We start from the raw sequence: 14,559 nt of genomic DNA, 5'->3' as shown, positions 1-14,559 counted from the left end.
CGGCCAGGGCGCAAACATGACTCAGAAGATCGAAAATTTCATCATCGTCGGTGTTACCAATGACGGGAAGAAATTCCGCCCGAGCGACTGGGCCGATCGGCTCTGTGGCGTCATGTCCGCCTTCGGCGCGGACCACCGCATGATGTATTCGCCTTACGTCCGCCCGGGCTGCACGCTGAAGGGCGACAAGACGGTGCTCATCGATGCGCGCCTCTACGACATAGAACCGATGGCGTACAAGTTCATGGTCAACTTTGCCAAGGACAACGATCTGCAGATCGACTGGATCGGAGATGCGCCGCTTTGAAGGCAGCCCGTTTCAGAACGCTACCTGCAACAAAAAAGCGACCCGCAGGTCGCTTTTTTTGCGCTCCACGGCCGTGGCCGCAGCTAGGATCATGCCCGAATCAAGCAGCCATCGCCTTGACGGCGGCGGACAGACGGCTCTTGTGACGAGCGGCCTTGTTCTTGTGGATGATCTTCTTGTCGGCGATGCTGTCGATGGTGCTCATCGAGGTGCGAAAGACCGACTGAGCCGCCGCCTTGTCGCCACCCACGATGGCCTTGCGCACGGCCTTGATCGCGGTACGCAGGCGGGAACGAAGGCTGGCGTTGTGGGCGCGAGACTTGACTGCCTGGCGGGCGCGCTTGCGAGCTTGTGCCGAGTTGGCCATAAATGTGATTCCGTTGATGAATGGTTCTGGAAAGTCCGCGATTCTATCCGGCAATACAACAGAACGCAAGCATGTTTCGTAGATCGCCGATCGCGGCCCGGCTTACGGTAGTGGCAGCAGCCCGGCTATCATGCATGGCTTGCCTTCTGCGGCATTCCGGCCCGCCCCGCCTGCGCGCGTCGACTCCGCTCCAACCTTCCGGCTTAGATACATGAATCTGCTGCGCGCTCTCGCCACCGTCAGCGGCATGACGCTGCTATCCCGCATCCTCGGCTTCGTGCGCGATCTCGTCATCGCCCGCGCCTTCGGCGCCGGCATGGCCACCGACGCCTTCTTCGTCGCCTTCCGCCTGCCCAACCTGTTGCGGCGCATGTTCGCCGAAGGCGCCTTTTCGCAGGCCTTCGTCCCCATTCTCGCCGAATACAAGAACCGGCAAGGCCCCGAGGCGACACATACGCTGGTCAGCCGCGTCTCCACCCTGCTCGGTCTGATCGTCGCGCTCGTCGCCGCACTGGGGGCGCTGGCCGCTCCGCTGATCATCTACGTTTCGGCGCCGGGCTTTTCCGGCGACCCCGGCAAGTTCGAACTGACGGTCGAACTCACCCGCATCACCTTCCCCTACATCTTCTTCATGTCGCTGGTCGCGCTCGCGGGCGGCGTGCTCAATACCTGGAGCCGCTTCGCGATACCCGCCTTCACGCCGGTGCTGCTCAATCTCGCCTTCATCGGCATGGCGTTGTTCGCCGTGCCATACTTCGATCCGCCGGTACTGGCGCTGGCCTGGGCGGTGTTCATCGGCGGCTTGCTGCAACTGGCGCTGCAGGTCCGCCCGCTGTGGAAGATCGGCATGCTTCCGCGCTTCGATCTCGACCTGTCCGACCCGGGCGTGCGCCGCATCATGAAGCTGATGGCGCCGGCCATCCTCGGCGTTTCCGTCAGCCAGATCTCGCTGCTGATCAACACCATCTTCGCCTCCTTCCTCGAAAGCGGCAGCGTGTCGTGGCTGTACTACGCCGACCGCCTGATGGAATTCCCCGCCGGCCTGCTGGGCGTGGCGCTGGGGACGATCCTGCTGCCCAGCCTGTCCAAGCTGCATGCCGACGACAACGCAGGCGAATTCTCGTCCCTGCTCGACTGGGGCCTGCGCCTGACGCTGCTGCTGACGCTGCCCGCCGCGCTGGGCCTGGCGCTGCTGGCCGTGCCGCTGGTGGCGACGCTGTTCAACTACGGTGCCTTCGGCGCCGGCGACGTGATGCAGACGCGCAGCGCGCTGGTCGCCTACAGCGTCGGGCTGACCGGCCTGATTCTGGTCAAGGTGCTGGCCCCGGCCTTCTATGCCCGCCAGGACATCCGCACACCGGTCAAGATCGCCCTCTTCACGCTGCTCGCCACGCAGCTCATGAACCTGGCGTTCATCGTGCCGCTGCGCCACGCCGGACTCGCCCTGTCGATCGGCCTCGCCTCCTGCCTCAACGCCGCCCTGCTCTACCGCGGCCTGCGCAAGCGTGCGGTCTACATGCCGCAGGCGGGCTGGGCCGCATTCACGCTGAAACTGCTGGCCGCGCTGGCGGTCATGGGCGCCGTACTGTGGTTCGGTGCAGGACCTGACGCGCTGTGGGTCGAAATCGGCGGGCTGGAGCGCGGCCTGCGCCTTGCCGCCGTGGTCGGCGCCGGCGCGCTCGCCTACTTCGCCACGCTGCTCGCGCTCGGCTTCCGTCTGCGCGACTTCCGCCGCCGCGGCGCCTGAGGGCCGCGCGCCGAAACTCTGCCACGCCGGCCGCTCCGCGCTGCCGCCCCGAAAGGCCATCGGAAACGACGAACATGCAATTGATCGGCGTCGACTTCACCTCCGCCCCGCGCCGGGCCAAGCCGATCACGGCTGCATTCGGACATCTCGCACGCCATGCCATCGAACTCGCCGGCATGGAGACAATGGCGGACTGGCCGACCTTCGAATCCCTGCTCGCGCGCCCCGGCCCCTGGCTCGGCGCCTTCGACCTGCCATTCGGACTGCCGCGCGAAGCGGTCATCGACCTCGGCTGGCCGCAAGGCTGGCCCGAACTGGTCCGGCACTGCACGGGCCTGGGCAAGGCCGGATTCCGCAGCGCACTCGACGCCTATCGCGAAACCCGCCCCGTCGGCCAGCGCTACGCGCATCGCGCCACCGACCTGCCGGCACGTTCTCACAGCCCGCTGAAGCTGGTGAATCCGCCGGTCGGGCTGATGTTCCTGGAAGGCGCGCCGCGCCTGCTCGCCGCAGGCGTGACCCTGCCCGGGCTGCATGGCGGAGACCCCATGCGGATCGCGGTGGAGGCCTATCCCGGCCTGCTTGCGCGCCACCTCACGCGCGCCCCTTACAAGAGCGACGACAAGCGCAAGCATACCGCCGAGCGCCAAAGTGCCCGGGCAGGCATCGTCGACGCGCTATGCGAGGGGCGCCTGCCCGGCGGGCTCCGGCTGCGGGCCGACGCCGCGTCACGCGCCGGCTTGATCGAAGACGCCAGCGGAGACCGCCTCGATGCCGTGCTGGCACTGATGCAGGCCGCCGCCTGCGCACGGGCGGGGGGTCCCCGCTACGGCCTGCCGGCGCGGGTCGATCCGCTGGAAGGCTGGATCGCCGGCGCCTGAAGGCGGCCCTCGCCCGCCTCCATCGGCATCCACCACCTGCGCCGGGGCGAAGACCCGGGCTAAACTTGCCGTCTCCGACCACGCCACCCGACGACACACTCCGGCCGCCAATGAAACAACTGCTTCCCGAATGGGCACAGCCCTGGCTCGAATTCATCACCCTCGGCCTCCAGGTGATGCTGATCCTGCTCGCCGCCTGGCTGCTGAACATGGCGGTGCGCCGCATCGTGCGCCGCCTGGGCGAGCGCTACAACCTGCCGGCCGAACTCGTCATCGGCGTACGCCGCATCAATGCCTTCGTGATCTACGCCGGCGCGCTACTGACGATCCTGGACCGTTTCGGCGTGTCGGGCACGGTGCTGTGGACCGCCTTCACCGGCTTTGCCGCGGTGGCGGCCGTGGCCTTCTTCGCCGCCTGGAGCGTGCTGTCCAACATCTTTTGCGCGATGCTGATCTTCACCACCCGGCCATTCCGCCTCCACGACCATGTCGAGTTGCTCGAAAACGGCGAAAAACCGGGGCTGAAAGGACAGGTGACCGACATCAACCTGATCTACACCACCTTGCAGGAGCGCCTGCCCGACGGCAGCGACACGGTGCTGCAGGTGCCCAACAGCCTGTTTTTCCAGCGCGCGACCCGGCGCTGGCGCAACATGCCGCGGGCTTGAGCCGCCGCGCCGGCCGGCGCGGCGAAGGCCGAAGTCAGGCCTTGCGCACGAACTCCGACTTCAGCTTCATCGCGCCGATGCCATCGATCTTGCAGTCGATGTCATGGTCGCCGTCGATCAGGCGGATGTTCTTGACCTTGGTGCCGACTTTCACCACCAGCGACGAACCCTTGACCTTCAGGTCCTTGATCACCGTGACGCTGTCGCCATCCTGCAACACGTTGCCATTGGCATCCTTGAACACCTTCCCGGCCTCGCCCGTCTCTTCGGCGGCCGCTTGCGGCCACTCGTGCGCACACTCCGGACAGACGTAGTTGATGCCGTCCTCGTAGGTGTATTCGGAGCTGCATTCGGGACACTTGGGCAGACTGCTCATGCTGTTTTCCTTGTCGTTATGGTCAAAACGCCCGGGCCTGTCGCCGGGCACGAAACGCGCCGGCGTGCGCCCGCCCGGGCCTGATGTCAGAATTGCGCATGGACGACATTATCCCCCCAAGCGGCGACAGCGCCGAATCCCCCTCCCCTTCGACCGTCGGGACGCCCCGCGATTTCAGCGGGCTTCCGCTGCCGCCGGGCATGCTCGACAACCTCCGGCAGCTCGGCTACCTGGCGATGACGCCGATCCAAGACGCCGCACTACCGCCCGCGCTGCAAGGGCGGGATTTAATCGCCCAGGCCAGGACTGGCAGCGGCAAGACCGCCGCCTTCGCCCTGCCGCTGCTGTGCCGACTCGATCCGCGCCGGCTCGCGGTGCAGGCCCTGGTGCTGTGCCCGACACGAGAGCTGGCCGACCAGGTCACACAGGAAATCCGCCGCCTGGCGCGCTTCGCCGACAACATCAAGGTGCTGGCGCTGTGCGGCGGCACGCCGATGCGGCCGCAGCGCGAAAGCCTCGCCCACGGCGCGCACGTGGTGGTGGGAACACCCGGCCGCATCATGGACCACCTGCAGCGCGAGAGCCTGGCCCTGGAAGCCCTGGACACGCTGGTGCTCGACGAGGCCGACCGCATGCTGGACATGGGCTTCCACGACGACATCGCCTGGATCGCCAGCCACTGCCCGCGGCAGCGGCAGACGCTGCTGTTCTCCGCCACCTTCCCTGATGGCATTGCCTCGCTCGCGCAGCGCTTCCTGCATGCGCCCACCGAGGTCAGGCTCGCCGAACGGCACGCCGCCGGCAAGATCCGCCAGCTCTTCTACGAAATCGAACATCCGGCGCGCCTGCAGGCCGTGGTCACGCTGCTGCGCCGCTATCGGCCGGCCAGCGCCCTGGCCTTCTGCAACACCCGCCAGCAGTGCCGTGCGCTGGTCGAGCTGCTGCGCGCGGAGGGCGTCGACGCGCTCGCATTGCACGGCGACATGGAGCAGCGCGAACGCGACCAGGTACTGATCCGCTTCGCCAACCAGAGCTGCACGGTGCTGGTGGCGACGGATGTCGCCGCGCGCGGGCTGGACATCGCGCAGCTCGAGGCCGTCATCAACGTCGATGTCACCCCCGACCCGGATATCTACGTCCATCGCATCGGCCGCACCGGCCGCGGCGAGGCCGAAGGGCTCGCCCTCAGCCTGTGCAGCAATGCCGACCGCCGCCGCGTGGCGGCAATCGCGCAGGCCGTCGGCTTCGAGCCCGCCTGGCAGGATGGCGCCGATCTGCGGGACGGCGGCGCGGCCGGCGACGCTCCGCCGCTGCGGGCGCCGATGAGCACGCTGATGATCCTGGGCGGGCGCAAGGACAAGATCCGCCCCGGCGACGTGCTCGGCGCGCTGACTGGCGAAGCCGGCTTCACCCGCGAGCAGGTCGGCAGGATCACCGTCACCGACCAGATCACCTACGTCGCCGTGGCGCGTGCCATCGCCCCGCACGCCGTGCGCCGCCTGTCGGCCGGCAGGCTCAAGGGGCGCACGGTGAAGGTGCGCGCGCTGGAAGACTGAAGCGGCGCCATTCCCACAGCGGCGCCATTCGACGCTACTCGATCGTGATCCGCAGCGCCGGGGCCGGCAGGCCGCGGCGCTTGCGTTCGGCCTCGATCAGCGCGGCGATGTCGGTATTGCGGTTCTGCCGCGCCCAGGCATCGGCCGACAGCCCGGCATCGTTCAGGGCGTTCAGATCGGTTCCCGGTATCGCCAGCAAGCGGCGCACCATGCCGGCATGGCCGTTGCGCGCGGCGAGCATCAAGGGCGTGGCCAGATTCGGCGCCCTGGCATTGACGTCCGCACCAGCGCCAAGCAGCGCGTCGAGCAGCGCATCGCGGCCCTCGAATGCGGCGTAGTGCAGCGGCGCCCAGCCTTCGTGATTCACTTTCGCCCCCCCCGCGAGCAGCGCACGTGCGGCCTCGTCATGGCCGCCCAGCACGGCCAGCATCAGGGCCGAATCGCCGGCGGGGTTGCGGTAATCGACCGCCGCGCCGCGCTTCAGCAAGACCTCGATCACGGCGGCCTGGCCTTCGCGCGCGGCGAGGATCAGCAGCGTGTTGCCGTTGGCATCGGCGCTGTCCGGCCCGATGCCGCCATCGATCAGGCTCGAGAGCCCTTTCGCATCGCCCAACGTGGCGGCATTGCGCGCATCATCGAAAGTGCCGGCCAGGGCCGTATTCACGCCAAGACTGCAGACGGCGATCACGGCTGCGGCGAGCAGGCTTCGGGCAGTGCAGCGAGAGCCCCGCAGGGAAACCGGGCTTTTTTCATTCAAAGGCGCTTGGCGCAAGTCGTGTTCAGACGGGTTTTTGTGCATGGCGAAAGAGTCGGAAGAAGTTGTCGGTACAGGCCTGCTCGATGCGGGTCAGCGGCTCTTCGCGCAGGCGGGCGATTTCCTCGGCCACATGCACGACCCAGCCGGGTTCGTTGGTCTTGCCGCGATGCGGCACGGGCGCGAGATAGGGCGAGTCGGTTTCGATCAGCAGACGGTCGAGCGGCACGCGCTTGGCGACTTCCTTCAGATCCTTCGCGTTGCGGAAGGTGACGATGCCCGAAAAGGAAATGTAGAAGCCCTGCTCCAGCGCTGCATCGGCCACGTCCCAGCTTTCGGTGAAGCAGTGCATCACACCGCCCGCCTCGCCCGCCCTTTCGTCGCGCATCAGGCGCAGCGTGTCGTCGGCCGCACTGCGGGTATGGATGACCAGCGGCTTGCCGGCCTCGCGCGCGGCACGGATATGGGTGCGGAAGCGCTCGCGCTGCCATTCCGGCGCGTCCTTCTGCCAGTAGTAGTCCAGGCCGGTCTCGCCGATGGCGACCACCTTCGGATGATCGGCCAGCGCGACCAGGCGCGCGATGTCGGGCTCGTCGCATTCGGCATAGTCCGGGTGCACGCCCACCGAAGCCCACAGTTGTGGATGCCGTTCGGCCAGCGCGCGCACGCGCGGAAAATCTTCGAGCTTGACGCTGATGCACAGGGCCGTGCCGACGCCGTTGGCCGCCATGTTGGCAAGCACTTCGTCCTCGCGCGCGGCGAGATCGGGAAAATCGAGATGGCAGTGGGAATCGACGAACATCGGAAAAACCGCGAAATTGAAAGAGGGGTTCAGACCGTATGGGTCGGCCGGCTGGAGCCGAGGTGGCCGGCGAGGATCTGCTCGATGCGGCCGCGCAGCACCTTGCCGGCCTCGTCATCCGAAAACTGCACGCCAACGCCCTGCGTCTTGCCGCCTTGCGCACCGTGCGGCGTGATCCAGGCCACGCGGCCCGCCACCGGATGGCGCGTCGGGTCGTCCATCAATTGCAGCAGCATGAAGACTTCGTCGCCCAGGTTGTAGTTCTTGGGTGTGGGCACGAACAAGCCGCCGTTGTTCAGGAACGGCATGTAGGCCGCATACAGCGCCGACTTGGAATTGATGTTCAGCGACAACACGCCGGGGCGCGCCGTCTGCGGTTTGGCGTGGTGGGTCATCCTCGTGCTCCGGAGATGGCGCGGGCATAGCGCAGCAGCATGTCTTCGAGAACCAGGCGCAGATTCAGCGGGTGGCGGGAAACCTTGCGAATTTGCGTGATTTCATTGTAGCAGCCCCCCACTGCAGCAATGCTCGCACGGCTGGCGAGGGCGGACAGCACGCCTTCCTGGGCCGGAAAGAAACGCACCGCCCCGCCCAGGCGCACGGTGGCCAGATCGCTCACCCAACGCTGCATCCAGTCGGCGAGTTCGGGCAGGCCGAAACCGGCCCCCAGCGCCTCCTTCGATTTCAGCCACACGTCCCACTGCCCGGCGACGCGCAGCGCATCGGCCGCCTGCAGGCCGGAGATATCGCGCACGAAGCGCTCGAGCAACGCCCCCCCGCCACGCTGCGCCATGCGCTCGGCCGCCAGCGGCATGCCGCCTCCGATCGCCAGCAAGGCCTGCATCGAGGGGCTCGCTCCCGCCTGCCACTGCGCCAGCGCCGCCGCGCCCGGCCGCGAGAAAGGCCACTGCTGACAGCGGCTGCGAATCGTCGGCAGCAGGCGGCGAGGCGCGGACGACACCAGAAGGAAGACACAACCGGCGGGCGGCTCTTCCAGCATCTTCAGCAGCGCATTGGCGGTGAACACGTTCATCGCCTCGGCGGGATCGAGCACCACCACGCGCCGCGCGCTGTGGTGCCCGGTGACGCTCAGCGCCGACTGCAGTTCACGGATCTGCTCGATGAGGATCTGCTCGGACTTGGCCTTGCCCTCCTTCGCCCCCGCTTCCTTCGCATCCGCGCCCTCGCCTTCGGCGCCGTCGGCAGCGGCGTCGGCCGCTGGCACCACGCGGTGCAGATCAGGATGGTTGCCCGCCAGCCGCCATTGGCAGGGCTCGCAACCGCCGCAGGCATGGCCGTCGGCAGCGGGCGCGTCGCACAGCAGCCGCGCAGCCAGCGCCTCGGCCAGTTCGCGCTTGCCCAAGCCGGGCGGGCCGACGAACAGCAAGGCATGCGGCAGGCGCTCGCCGAGTTCGACGAGGCGGGTCCAGGCCGGCTGCATCCACGGATGGATCATGGCAACAGCGTCTCGCGCACGACGCGCTCGATGTCGGCGCGGATCGCCTCCGGCGCGCGATCGGCATCGACCACGCGAATGCGCTGTGGCGCCAGGCGCGCACGTTCGAGATAGGCCTCGCGCACGCGCACGAAAAAATCGCGCCGCTCGCGCTCGAAGCGGTCGGGGTCGGCACCGGCCGAAGCGACACGCGCGGCGGCGGTCTCCGGCGGCAGATCGAACAGCAAGGTCAGGTCGGGCTGCAGCCGCGGATGGACCCAGGCTTCGAGCGCCTCGAACTTGTCGCGCGCCAGACCCCGCCCGCCGACCTGGTAGGCGAAGGTGGCATCTGAGAAGCGGTCGCACACCACCCAGCGCCCCGCCGCCAGCGCCGGCTCGATGCGGGCCGCCAGGTGTTCGCGGCGCGCGGCGAACATCAGCATGGCCTCGGTCTCGAGGTGCATCGGCTGATGCAGCAGCAGTTCGCGCAGGCTTTCGCCGAGCGGGGTTCCGCCCGGCTCGCGCGACTGCTCGACCTCGATGCCGCGCGCGCGCAGCAAGGCGGCGACGGCGGCGATCTGGCTGCTCTTGCCCGCGCCATCGATGCCCTCGAAGGTGATGAAGCGCCCGCACGGCGGATGTTCGCCACGGTTCAGGACGTTCTCGTTCAAGGCTTGCTCCCGGGTTTGCCGCCGTTGCGGATGAAACGGTTCACCGCCTGATTGTGTTCGGCCAGCGTGCGCGAGAACTGGCTGCTGCCATCGCCACGCGCGACGAAGTAGAGGAATTCGCTCTGCTGCGGACGCACCGCCGCCTGCAAGGCATCAGGGCCGGGCATGGCGATCGGCGTCGGCGGCAGGCCGCCACGCGTGTAGGTGTTCCAGGGATGATCGGTTTCGAGGTGCTTGCGCCTCAGGCGGCCGTCGAAATCCGCGCCGAGGCCGTAGATCACCGTCGGATCGGTCTGCAGCGGCATGCCGATGCGCAGGCGGTTGGCGAACACCGAGGCGACCAGGGCACGATCCTCGGCACGGCCGGTTTCCTTCTCGATGATCGAGGCGAGCACGAGCGCCTCGTAGGGAGACTTGAGCGGCAGGGCCGGATCGCGCGCGGCCCAGGCCTTGTCCAGGCGCTGCTGCATCGCGTGGTAGGCGCGGCGCAGCACGCCGGACGCGCTCGAGCGCTTGTCGAAGAGATAGGTGTCCGGGAAGAACAAACCCTCCGGATGCGGTTCCGCGGCGCCGATGCGGGCGAGCACTTCGGCATCGCTCAGGCCCGCCGTGTCGGCCTCCAGTTCGGAATGGCCCTCCAGCGCCTTGCGTACCTGGCCGAACGTCCAGCCTTCCACCAGCAGCACGTCGGCCTGCGACACGTCGCCATCCGAGAGCTTGAGCACGAGTTGCCACGGGGTGATGCCGGCATGAACCTCGTAGCTGCCGGCCTTGATCGTGTGGGCGCGGCCGCCGATGCGGGCGAGCCAGCTCAGCCATGCCGGATCCACGTCGACGCCGGCCTGGGCGATGACGCTGGCGGCCTGGCGCATGCCCAGCCCGCGCTGCACGGTGAAATCCACCACCTCGCCCTTCAGCGCGAGAGGCCGGTGCGCGAACCACCAGCCCGCCCCCGCGGCGGCGAAGGCAAGCATCAGGAGCAGCAGGACGGAGCGGAGCAGGAAACGTTTCATCGTCGATCGGCAAGACCATGGCGGGCGCAGGGGCGACCGCCGTTTGGCGGGCGCCTATAATACTGCATCGCACCGTCGGGCCGCCCCTTGCCGCAGCCCGCGCGCGGCGACCGACCCCGACCACAGCCCCATCAGAACGCATATAAATCACATGACCGCCTGGACCGACTTCCTCGCCCGGCAGGGCGCCACCCTGACCGACAATGGCATCCATTTCGCTGCTTCCGCCGACGAAGCCCGTGCCGCGACCGACTCGACCGTCGTCGTGCCGCTGCTGCACCTGGGCACGGTGCGCTCGGTCGGTCCCGACTCCGCCGCCTTCATCCACAACCTCGTCTCCAACGACGTGCAGAACCTGGCAGCCGACGGCGCCGCGTGGAACAGCTTCAATTCGGCCAAGGGCCGCATGATCGCCAGCTTCCTGATCTGGCCGGAAGCCAATGGCCACGCGCTGGCGCTGTCGGCCGACATCCTGCCGGCCTTCCTCAAGAAATTCTCGATGTACGTGCTGCGCAGCAAGGTGAAACTGGCCAACGCCAGCGAAGACCTCGTCCTGCTCGGCATCGGCGGCGCCGATGCCGCCGCCGTTCTCGCCGAGGCCGGCCTCCCGGTGCCTGGCGCGCCGATGAAGCAGGCCGGCGGCGGCGATGCCCCGCGCTGCATCCGCCTCGACGAACGCAACTTCGTCGTCGCGGCCGCCGCCGACGCGGCTCCGGCACTGTTCGACGCCCTGCAGGCGGCCGGCGCCATCAAGGCCGGCACCGGCGCCTGGCAGCTGGCGATGATCCGCGCCGGTATCCCCCTCGTCACGCAGCCGACGCAGGAGGAGTTCGTCGCGCAGATGCTCAACTACGAGCTGATCGGCGGCGTGAGCTTCAAGAAAGGCTGTTATCCCGGCCAGGAAATCGTCGCCCGCTCGCAGTATCTCGGCAAGCTGAAGAAGCGCATGTACCGCGTCGCCGCATCGCCGGACGCGGCCTTGCCGCCTGCGGGCGCCGACCTCTATGCGCCGGCCTTCGGCGAGCAGTCCGCCGGCAAGATCGTCAATGCCGCGCCGACCGCCGACGGCGGCTTCGAAGCACTCGCCGTGCTGCAGAACAGCAGCGCCGAGGCGGGCGAGATCCACCTCGGCAGCGTCGACGGCCCGCGCCTCGCGCTGCGCGATCTGCCCTACGGGCTCGGCTGAGCCGCCCCCGCAGCGGTCCGCCCCGAGCGCTTCCACGATGAACACGGCTACCTCCGGCCCCGGCCTCTCTTGCTCCAGCGCCCCCGCGGCAGCCGTGCATCTCTACCTGTACTACCGGCTGCGTCCCGATGCCGATGCCGCGGCTGCGCGCACGCGGGTTCGCGCGATGCAGGCAGAGCTCGCGCAGCGCACCGGCATCCGCGGACGCCTGATGCGGCGGGCCGACGATGCGGCCACCTGGATGGAAGTGTACGAAGACATCGCCGATCCCGAGGTCTTCAGGCGCGCACTGGAAGCCGCCACCCTCGCCCATCGCCTGGCCGACCTGCTGGCGGCGGACGGCATGCGCCACGTCGAATGCTTTACCGAGAACCCCTGAGCCCATGTGCCTGATCGTCTTCGCGTGGCAGCGCCACCCCGACTATCCGCTGGTCGTCGCCGCCAACCGCGACGAATACCTCGCCCGCCCGGCGGTGCCCGCGCACTGGTGGACCGACGCCCCCGAACTGCTCGCCGGGCGCGACCTGGAAGCCGGCGGCACGTGGATGGGCCTGAGCCGCGGCGGCCGCTTCGCCGCGCTGACCAATTACCGCGATCCCAGCCGCCACATCGAAGGCGCCCCCTCGCGCGGCGCCCTGGTCCGGAACGCGCTCGAAGCCGGCGACGATGCCGAAACGACACTGAAGCATCTCGCCACCGGCAGCGCGGCCTACGCGGCGTTCAACCTGCTCGTGGGCGACGGCCGCAGCCTCGGCGTGCTGGAGAGCACCACCGGCGCGGTCAGGATGCTGGAAGCGGGCATCTATGGCCTGTCGAACCACCTGCTCGACACGCCCTGGCCCAAGCTGCTGAAGGCGCGCGAGCGCCTGGCGGCGCTGCTCCCGAACCTGCCCGACGACGATGCCGCGCTCGCCTTGCTGCGCGACGACACGCCCGCGCCGGACCTCCACCTGCCCGACACCGGCGTCAGCGTCGAGTGGGAACGCTGGCTGTCATCCCCCTTCATCCGCGCGCCGGGCTATGGCACGCGCTGTTCGAGCCTGCTCACGGTCGACCGCGAGGGCAACACCCGCCTGCGCGAATGGACCTGGGATGAACGCGGCGAACCCCACGGCGACGTCACCCACCGCTTCGCCGCGCAGCCACCGCCCGCGCGCCCTTCCAGCCCTGCACCGGAGGCAGGCATGCCGGACAGGCGGCCTGCCTAGTCGCCCGCCCGCGCGCTGCCCGCCCGCCTGCCCATGATGCGGTCGAGCCGTGCCAGCACACGCCGCGCGATATCGGCGATGTCGAAGCAATGCAGGCCCGCCAGGGCTACGCTGCGCCCCAGTATCTGTCCGCGCGAGGGCGGAAAGGACGGACCGGATACCGCGAAACTGATGCGGTTGTCACCGTCTTCCGCCGGAATCGTCAGCACGCGGCCATCGAAGGCCTCGCGCAGCCGCGCCGCATGGAGGGCATAGCGGCCGTCCCCGGTCCAGTGGTTGATCGCCAACACGCCGCCCGGCGCCAGCAGGCGGCGGCAGTCGGCATAGAAATCCGCGCTGCCCAGGCGTTCCGGCAGGCCCGCGGCGTTGAACCCGTCCACCAGCAGCACGTCGGGTTCGCCGCCGTCGCGCACGTAGTCGGCGCCATCGGCGCACACCACCTGGAAGCGCTCGCCATCCGGGGGAATGCCGAAGCGCTCGCGCAGCGCGATCACCTCGGGATTGATCTCGACCGCGGTAAAGCGCGCATCGGGCAGGCTGCGCAGGCAGTACTTGGCCAGCGAACCGCCACCCAAGCCGATCATGACGATATGGCGCGGCTGCGGGTTGAACAGCAGAAAACCCATCATCGCCCGCGTGTAGTCCAGCGCCAGCGTATCGGGCCGGCTCACCGACATCACGCTCTGCACCGTCAGGCCATCGAACTGCAGCGAGCGCAGGTCGCCGAGCTCGGCGACGAAGGGGCGGTCGTTGCCGGGCCGTTCACTCATCGGCCACGCCTGCCCGATGCGCGGCGGCACGCTGCATCGCCCGATGCGGAATGCCGGCTTCCATGAAGGCCTCGCCGTATTCTGCGAAGCCGTGCCGGCGGTAGAAGCCAAGCGCCCGCAACTGGGCGTTCAGCATCACCTTCGGCATGCCGTGCGCCGCAGCCTCCGCCGCCAGCGCTTCGAGCACGGCCCCTCCGACCCCCCGCCCCCGCCAACCGGCATCCACCGCCATTCGCCCGATATGGCCATCCGGCAGCAGGCGGCCGGTCGCGATCACCTCGCCGTCCGCATCGGTGGCGATCGCATGGCGGCTGCATGGGTCGAACTCGTCCAGTTCGATGTCGGCCGGCACACCCTGCTCGACGACGAACACCCGCATCCGCAGCGGCATCACACGCGCCTGCGCGGCCTGCCAGTCGGCGATTTCGATACGGGGATCAAGGCCCGCGCCGGCGCAGCTTCCGTCCTTCATTCGTGGATATCCACGCGCGTACCGGCCGGCACCAGTTCGAACAGCTCGATGATGTCGCGGCTGCGCATGCGCACGCAGCCATGCGACAAGGGCACGCCCATCGGCTGGTCGTCGCCGGTGCCGTGGATGTAGATGTAACGCCGCATCGAATCGACGTTGCCGAGGCGGTTGTGGCCCACTTCTTCGCCACACAGCCACAGGATGCGGCTCAGGATCCAGTCTCGCCCCGGATGCGCCGCGGCGAACGCCGGCGTCCAGCACTCCCCGGTCGGACGGCGGCCGCGGAACACCGCTCCGGCGGGCGCGCCGGCGCCGATGCGGGCACGGATGCGGTGGCGGCCGCGCG

General features: G+C 68.7%; 19 protein-coding genes. 8 read left to right on the top strand and 11 right to left on the bottom strand.

Annotated elements, in window-relative coordinates:
* Positions 1–16: 16 nt before the first annotated feature.
* On the top strand, positions 17–307 hold the full coding sequence (locus C666_RS05460; protein ID WP_028792082.1) for a DUF3579 domain-containing protein: 291 nt from the start codon (positions 17–19) through the stop codon (positions 305–307).
* A 100-nt stretch (positions 308–407) separates the two neighbouring features.
* Here C666_RS05460 and rpsT read toward each other — a convergent pair whose 3' ends face one another.
* Positions 408–674: a 30S ribosomal protein S20 gene (rpsT, locus tag C666_RS05455; protein ID WP_004335008.1), complete on the bottom strand. Its 267-nt coding sequence runs from the start codon at positions 672–674 to the stop codon at positions 408–410.
* A gap of 211 nt (positions 675–885) precedes the next feature.
* On the opposite strand from rpsT, the gene murJ reads away from it, so the two are divergent.
* The 3 genes from murJ to C666_RS05440 all read left to right on the top strand — a co-directional run bounded on the left by murJ (position 886) and on the right by C666_RS05440 (position 3,970).
* On the top strand, positions 886–2,421 hold the full coding sequence (murJ, locus tag C666_RS05450; protein ID WP_004335006.1) for a murein biosynthesis integral membrane protein MurJ: 1,536 nt from the start codon (positions 886–888) through the stop codon (positions 2,419–2,421).
* Between the two features lie 74 nt (positions 2,422–2,495).
* Complete coding sequence (locus C666_RS05445) at positions 2,496–3,302, top strand: DUF429 domain-containing protein (protein WP_004335003.1); 807 nt, start codon at positions 2,496–2,498, stop codon at positions 3,300–3,302.
* A 110-nt stretch (positions 3,303–3,412) separates the two neighbouring features.
* Positions 3,413–3,970 carry a mechanosensitive ion channel family protein gene (locus C666_RS05440; RefSeq protein WP_004335000.1) on the top strand — a complete coding sequence of 186 codons (558 nt, stop codon included), beginning with the start codon at positions 3,413–3,415 and terminating at the stop codon, positions 3,968–3,970.
* A gap of 34 nt (positions 3,971–4,004) precedes the next feature.
* Here C666_RS05440 and C666_RS05435 read toward each other — a convergent pair whose 3' ends face one another.
* A complete protein-coding gene (locus tag C666_RS05435; RefSeq protein ID WP_004334997.1) occupies positions 4,005–4,346 on the bottom strand; it encodes a zinc ribbon domain-containing protein YjdM in 342 nt (113 codons plus the stop codon).
* Positions 4,347–4,444: 98 nt separating this feature from the next.
* Between C666_RS05435 and dbpA the strand changes: the two genes are divergently transcribed.
* Positions 4,445–5,902, top strand: a complete 1,458-nt coding sequence (gene dbpA, locus C666_RS05430) for an ATP-dependent RNA helicase DbpA (RefSeq protein ID WP_004334994.1) — start codon at positions 4,445–4,447, stop codon at positions 5,900–5,902.
* Between the two features lie 34 nt (positions 5,903–5,936).
* On the opposite strand, the gene C666_RS05425 is transcribed toward dbpA, so the two are convergent.
* From C666_RS05425 to mltG, 6 genes are all read right to left on the bottom strand, one after another.
* Positions 5,937–6,566: an ankyrin repeat domain-containing protein gene (locus C666_RS05425; protein ID WP_004334991.1), complete on the bottom strand. Its 630-nt coding sequence runs from the start codon at positions 6,564–6,566 to the stop codon at positions 5,937–5,939.
* Between the two features lie 115 nt (positions 6,567–6,681).
* Positions 6,682–7,458, bottom strand: coding sequence for a TatD family hydrolase (locus C666_RS05420; protein WP_004334990.1), 777 nt, complete (start codon positions 7,456–7,458; stop codon positions 6,682–6,684).
* A gap of 29 nt (positions 7,459–7,487) precedes the next feature.
* A complete protein-coding gene (locus C666_RS05415; RefSeq protein WP_004334987.1) occupies positions 7,488–7,853 on the bottom strand; it encodes a PilZ domain-containing protein in 366 nt (121 codons plus the stop codon).
* Positions 7,850–8,914, bottom strand: coding sequence for a DNA polymerase III subunit delta' (gene holB, locus C666_RS05410; RefSeq protein ID WP_004334985.1), 1,065 nt, complete (start codon positions 8,912–8,914; stop codon positions 7,850–7,852). Before holB ends, C666_RS05415 begins: the two co-directional genes overlap by 4 nt.
* Positions 8,911–9,564 (bottom strand): dTMP kinase, encoded by a 654-nt coding sequence (gene tmk, locus C666_RS05405; protein WP_004334983.1) that lies wholly within the window; start codon positions 9,562–9,564, stop codon positions 8,911–8,913. The genes holB and tmk overlap by 4 nt, the downstream gene beginning before the upstream one ends.
* Positions 9,561–10,577, bottom strand: a complete 1,017-nt coding sequence (mltG, locus tag C666_RS05400) for an endolytic transglycosylase MltG (protein ID WP_004334982.1) — start codon at positions 10,575–10,577, stop codon at positions 9,561–9,563. The genes tmk and mltG overlap by 4 nt, the downstream gene beginning before the upstream one ends.
* Before the next feature lie 151 nt (positions 10,578–10,728).
* On the opposite strand from mltG, the gene ygfZ reads away from it, so the two are divergent.
* From ygfZ to C666_RS05385, 3 genes are read left to right on the top strand one after another with little or no spacing between them, the layout of a single operon-like run.
* The gene (ygfZ, locus tag C666_RS05395) at positions 10,729–11,763 is read left to right on the top strand and encodes a CAF17-like 4Fe-4S cluster assembly/insertion protein YgfZ (protein ID WP_004334979.1); all 1,035 of its coding nucleotides are present in this window, start codon (positions 10,729–10,731) and stop codon (positions 11,761–11,763) included.
* A 37-nt stretch (positions 11,764–11,800) separates the two neighbouring features.
* Positions 11,801–12,142 (top strand): DUF4936 family protein, encoded by a 342-nt coding sequence (locus C666_RS05390; protein WP_004334978.1) that lies wholly within the window; start codon positions 11,801–11,803, stop codon positions 12,140–12,142.
* A 4-nt stretch (positions 12,143–12,146) separates the two neighbouring features.
* Positions 12,147–12,971, top strand: a complete 825-nt coding sequence (locus C666_RS05385; RefSeq protein ID WP_004334975.1) for an NRDE family protein — start codon at positions 12,147–12,149, stop codon at positions 12,969–12,971.
* Here C666_RS05385 and C666_RS05380 read toward each other — a convergent pair.
* The 3 genes from C666_RS05380 to C666_RS05370 form a co-directional block, all read right to left on the bottom strand.
* Positions 12,968–13,741, bottom strand: coding sequence for a spermine/spermidine synthase domain-containing protein (locus C666_RS05380; RefSeq protein ID WP_004334973.1), 774 nt, complete (start codon positions 13,739–13,741; stop codon positions 12,968–12,970). The genes C666_RS05385 and C666_RS05380 overlap by 4 nt on opposite strands.
* On the bottom strand, positions 13,734–14,213 hold the full coding sequence (locus C666_RS05375) for a GNAT family N-acetyltransferase (RefSeq protein WP_004334971.1): 480 nt from the start codon (positions 14,211–14,213) through the stop codon (positions 13,734–13,736). Before C666_RS05375 ends, C666_RS05380 begins: the two co-directional genes overlap by 8 nt.
* Positions 14,210–14,559 (bottom strand): L,D-transpeptidase (locus C666_RS05370; RefSeq protein ID WP_004334970.1); only part of this gene is annotated, 350 nt, incomplete at its 5' end. The genes C666_RS05375 and C666_RS05370, both read right to left, overlap by 4 nt.

This window comes from Thauera linaloolentis 47Lol = DSM 12138 (assembly GCF_000310205.1).
Classification (GTDB): Bacteria; Pseudomonadota; Gammaproteobacteria; order Burkholderiales; family Rhodocyclaceae; genus Thauera; species Thauera linaloolentis.
Note: the sequence above shows the minus strand (reverse complement) of the source record. Positions and strands in the feature narration are given on the sequence as shown.

What these genes read in the sequence shown, in the direction of transcription:
- ygfZ (WP_004334979.1), top strand. Translation starts at nt 10,729, where the DNA reads ATGACCGCCTGGACCGACTTCCTCGCCCGGCAGGGCGCCACCCTGACC.
- C666_RS05460 (WP_028792082.1), top strand. Translation starts at nt 17, where the DNA reads ATGACTCAGAAGATCGAAAATTTCATCATCGTCGGTGTTACCAATGAC.
- dbpA (WP_004334994.1), top strand. Translation starts at nt 4,445, where the DNA reads ATGGACGACATTATCCCCCCAAGCGGCGACAGCGCCGAATCCCCCTCC.
- murJ (WP_004335006.1), top strand. Translation starts at nt 886, where the DNA reads ATGAATCTGCTGCGCGCTCTCGCCACCGTCAGCGGCATGACGCTGCTA.
- C666_RS05380 (WP_004334973.1), bottom strand. Translation starts at nt 13,741, where the DNA reads ATGAGTGAACGGCCCGGCAACGACCGCCCCTTCGTCGCCGAGCTCGGC.
- C666_RS05440 (WP_004335000.1), top strand. Translation starts at nt 3,413, where the DNA reads ATGAAACAACTGCTTCCCGAATGGGCACAGCCCTGGCTCGAATTCATC.
- mltG (WP_004334982.1), bottom strand. Translation starts at nt 10,577, where the DNA reads ATGAAACGTTTCCTGCTCCGCTCCGTCCTGCTGCTCCTGATGCTTGCC.
- C666_RS05375 (WP_004334971.1), bottom strand. Translation starts at nt 14,213, where the DNA reads ATGAAGGACGGAAGCTGCGCCGGCGCGGGCCTTGATCCCCGTATCGAA.
- C666_RS05420 (WP_004334990.1), bottom strand. Translation starts at nt 7,458, where the DNA reads ATGTTCGTCGATTCCCACTGCCATCTCGATTTTCCCGATCTCGCCGCG.
- rpsT (WP_004335008.1), bottom strand. Translation starts at nt 674, where the DNA reads ATGGCCAACTCGGCACAAGCTCGCAAGCGCGCCCGCCAGGCAGTCAAG.
- C666_RS05445 (WP_004335003.1), top strand. Translation starts at nt 2,496, where the DNA reads ATGCAATTGATCGGCGTCGACTTCACCTCCGCCCCGCGCCGGGCCAAG.
- holB (WP_004334985.1), bottom strand. Translation starts at nt 8,914, where the DNA reads ATGATCCATCCGTGGATGCAGCCGGCCTGGACCCGCCTCGTCGAACTC.
- C666_RS05385 (WP_004334975.1), top strand. Translation starts at nt 12,147, where the DNA reads ATGTGCCTGATCGTCTTCGCGTGGCAGCGCCACCCCGACTATCCGCTG.
- C666_RS05435 (WP_004334997.1), bottom strand. Translation starts at nt 4,346, where the DNA reads ATGAGCAGTCTGCCCAAGTGTCCCGAATGCAGCTCCGAATACACCTAC.
- C666_RS05390 (WP_004334978.1), top strand. Translation starts at nt 11,801, where the DNA reads ATGAACACGGCTACCTCCGGCCCCGGCCTCTCTTGCTCCAGCGCCCCC.
- C666_RS05415 (WP_004334987.1), bottom strand. Translation starts at nt 7,853, where the DNA reads ATGACCCACCACGCCAAACCGCAGACGGCGCGCCCCGGCGTGTTGTCG.